Origin of the sequence: Candidatus Paracaedibacter symbiosus, from assembly GCF_000757605.1 — a bacterium.
GTDB lineage: Bacteria > Pseudomonadota > Alphaproteobacteria > Paracaedibacterales > Paracaedibacteraceae > Paracaedibacter_A > Paracaedibacter_A symbiosus.
Genome location: NZ_JQAK01000012.1, coordinates 2,937 through 3,981 on the forward strand (window position 1 = coordinate 2,937; position 1,045 = coordinate 3,981).

Sequence of the window (1,045 nt, forward strand, 5' to 3'; positions counted from 1 at the left end):
GATCAGACAGAGTACATCTCTACTTTTCGTATAACTTCGTATAATGTATGCTATACGAAGTTATTACGGGTGAACCTGGCTCTATGTAAGCTGTCTTAACATTTAAGCTCTTGAGCCACTCTTTAAGAATTTGGGCTTTAAACTCACTGCCATTATCGGAGCGAATATGCTCAGGGATCCCTTCTTGAATAAATAAATCACTTAAGATATCGAGAATATCATTTGATGTTAAGTGATACCCAACCCTGATAGCTAAACATTTCCTTGTATATTCATCTATGACTGTGAGAAGTCGGATCTTTTTGCCATTTGCAAGGCGTTCCGCCACAAAATCATAACTCCAAACATGATTCGGCCAGCAAGGTTTTAACCTCAAACAAGAACCATCATTAAGATAGAGTCTTCCTTTTTTGGACTGTCTTTGTGGTACTTTAAGACCTTCTTCTCGCCAAATACGTTCAACCCTCTTATGATTGATATGCCAGCCTTCTATTTTAAGCAGAGCATGAATCCGACGATAACCATATCTTCCATAACGAGTTGTTAACCTAATAATAGCTGCTCTTAACGCTTCCTCATCATCTTCTTGTTTAGAGCAATATCTCAGCACCGAACGATGAATCTCCAAAACCTCACAGACACGCCTTTGGGAGATCCCAAACTTCTGTTGCATCTTAATGGCACATTGCCGCTGTCGCTCGGTGCTTAAAAGTTTCCCTCTGCAGCTTCTTTCAATATAAGCTTATCCAAAGTAAGATCGGCAACAGCTCTTTTTAACCGAGCATTCTCCCGCTCAAGCTCCTTAAGCCTTCTTGCTTGATTAACCTTCAAGCCCCCATAAACCTTACGCCATTTATAATAAGTTGCATCCGAGATCCCTAATTGACGACACACCTCAATGATACTCTTGCCTTGAGATAACAAAACATTACTCTGGCGTAATAACCCTATAATTTGCTCCGCTCCATAGCTCTTCTTCATAATAGCCTCCCCCATTCAATCAATCTCGCTATACTAACTAAAAACTGGAGCTATTATAGGGGAG

Annotated in this window: 2 protein-coding genes; both read right to left on the reverse strand. The window is 40.4% G+C overall.

Annotated features, from left to right (window positions below; genetic code table 11):
* Window positions 1-19 precede the first annotated feature (19 nt).
* Window positions 20-673: an IS3 family transposase gene (locus IG80_RS0111445; RefSeq protein ID WP_052046415.1), complete on the reverse strand. Its 654-nt coding sequence runs from the start codon at window positions 671-673 to the stop codon at window positions 20-22.
* A 32-nt stretch (window positions 674-705) separates the two neighbouring features.
* On the reverse strand, window positions 706-981 hold the full coding sequence (locus tag IG80_RS0111450; protein WP_032114170.1) for a transposase: 276 nt from the start codon (window positions 979-981) through the stop codon (window positions 706-708).
* Window positions 982-1,045: the final 64 nt, after the last annotated feature.